The 2528-nt window shown below is 42.9% G+C and carries 1 protein-coding gene; it reads right to left on the bottom strand.

Annotation, left to right across the window (positions count from 1 at the left end; translation table 11 throughout):
- Nucleotides 1-234: 234 nt before the first annotated feature.
- Entirely contained in the window at nt 235-2157 is a 1923-nt protein-coding gene (locus tag H524_RS0111805; RefSeq protein WP_027940339.1) for a hypothetical protein, read from the bottom strand.
- Nucleotides 2158-2528: the final 371 nt, after the last annotated feature.

Below are 2528 nucleotides of genomic sequence, written 5' to 3' on the forward strand. Positions count from 1 at the left end.
AAATTAGATTTTTAAAGAGCATCCCCAAGGCTAGCTCGGGTAAAATGGCATTAAAGCAAAAATGTGAACTAAAGCATCTTTGCCGTTTCGCCATAGCAAACTGTGAACTACTCATTATATCAGATAAGTGCATCTTGCACTTAACGCCAAGATATACTAGCTGCTAATAGCCCCTACCTGCGCCTGCCAGCGCCCGCCACATACCACAGCACAAGCAAAACAATACCATTGCTTTTAGAGGGTAAGGTCAGCTCTTAGACTATGGCCTGATGAAGTCTTAATGTGCAGATAGTCAAGCAAGACGGCGTGAAGCTCAGGACTATTTGAGTCCTCAAAGAGCGTGCGTAACTCACTTAGCGGCATATGCTGCTCAACTATGCCTGTCTTGAGCAAGGCGGACATGGTATCGGCCCTACCGTGCTCAATAAGCATCTTGATAAAGCCTGTCAGACATTCACCTTCAAGCTTGCACAAAGGCATGAGCTCTAAAACTATGTCCTTTTGGTCAACTAAAGGCCCTAGTACCGCACTCTTGTGTATAGGCAAGAGCTGATTTTGCTGCTGCAGTAATTTAGCAAAGGCCACCACGTTGTGAGGCTTGTCTTTTAAAGCCTGAATCATCAAGGCATTAGAGAGCTTGTTTGCGTACAATGAGTCCTGCGAGCTAATAAAATAATAAAACACCGCGTCTTTGGCTAACTCTTTTTGCTTGCGTTCACTCATATCTAAAAGATAGCTAAAAAAGCACTTCCAAGGCTTATACTCATAGTCATAAAGTGTTGACTTGAGAAAATAGCAAATGCATCTAAAGCGCTCTTCAACTGCAATTGGCTTATATGAGCGAACCTCGCCTGTCTTATCAGTATACAAATATGAGCTTATATTGCTCATTGGTTCAAATGAGCTAAGGAAGTTTAAGCATTCGCGCTTGTTAGGAGATCTATAAGTATATTTCTTGCGTTTGCTGTCAAAATCATTTCTCTTAATGAATGCACATGAGTCACGATCAAAGTCATTGATCTCGTCTGAATATCCTGTATACACGAGCATGCTTTTTCTCAGCGCCATGATCTTTTCATAACCACCATAGCGACAAGCCAAGAACATTAGTGTACGAGGATCATCTATTATGTCCTTGTTCTTGCGACGCCTCAGCTCAAAGCTTTTACACTCTTTAAGTATTAATGAGATATCTTTTCTACTGCCACGCAGCACTGCCTCTGTAAGCAATGTCGAGTCATCAAGGTAGCTCTTCTCATGCTGATAATCAAAAGGCTTGCGCCACATCTCGTTGAAAAATCGACGCACCATCACTAGCTGCTTGGAAATAGAAAGTTCATAAAGCTCACGCTCATGGCGTACCATGAGACGCATATAGTGATCTTTGATCTCTCCTGAATAGAGCTCACTCTTATGACAAAAGCCGCTTAGTGCAAGATATGTAAGTTGCGAAGGCCCTTCAACCACCCACTTTGGTGTAATCAGCACGGCATTATGCTCGGAGAACAGCGCCTCAATATCTTGCTCATCGAGACTAAGTGATGTGATCTCTGGGCCATAGAAAAGTAAGAGATTTGCTCGCTTGCTAGCAAAGAGCTGCAAACTTAAGAGCTTGCTTATTTGCCCAGGCTCTAAACTCTGACCTTTTAGTCTAATCGTAACTGGAGGCTGATCATATGGGTGCAGCTTTTTTGTCTGCTGCATATACTGAGCATAAGACTGCTCCATCTTCACAGGTAATGGTGTACGCGCAGGTACTGCCACAATAACTCTTTCTTTAAAGATCAATACGCCATTGACAGATTGATAGAGCTTATTGTCCTTGCTTACTACATAAGACTGCAGATAAGGCAAATCAAGACTCAGCACATCAAAGAGCACGCTATCTTTAGCTAAGCTTTTTGCCCTGCTCTTTTTGCATCGATGCACGGATAGAGAGTCTGCTGATGCGCCTTTTGAGATGACATGCGGACAGCTACAGTGCTCATCATACTTATGGCCAATTAAGGTACTAGGCAAACAAAGCTGAGTTATCTTGCAGTCTTTATCAAACACGCCCTTACGCGCAATGAACTTAACGCCCTCAGGGATCTCAACCTTACCGCCTGTGCCATGGTATGCCACTAGCTCGCCATCTGCACTGATCTCAAATTCCATAGAAAAACTCCAGATAACCTAAGGCCCATCTTAGTACTCAGCATGGGATTAACTATAAATAGCAAGAGAGCCTAAGCACTTGATTGATGAGTTGCTAACCATCATAACGCGGCGTTAGCCACATGTATCGTCAAGTGCAAACTAAAATATGCGCCTATCCCCATATTTTTGCCTGTCACGATCTCTTACTATCCTTTGCTAGCAGCCTTCTTGCTAGCGTTTGAAAGCTTTGGTGCCTCCCCAGACCTCAGGTCAAATTGGGTCAGCTGCCTAATTTGCTGTGATGGGTCACTAAATTTAGACCCTATGTGTCATTTATTTGTTTCAAAATAGCTCAAAAAGTCTTATTTAGCTATTGACTTTTCTTAAAA

Origin of the sequence: Anaerobiospirillum succiniciproducens DSM 6400 (genome assembly GCF_000482845.1) — a bacterium.
Taxonomy (GTDB): Bacteria; Pseudomonadota; Gammaproteobacteria; order Enterobacterales; family Succinivibrionaceae; genus Anaerobiospirillum; species Anaerobiospirillum succiniciproducens.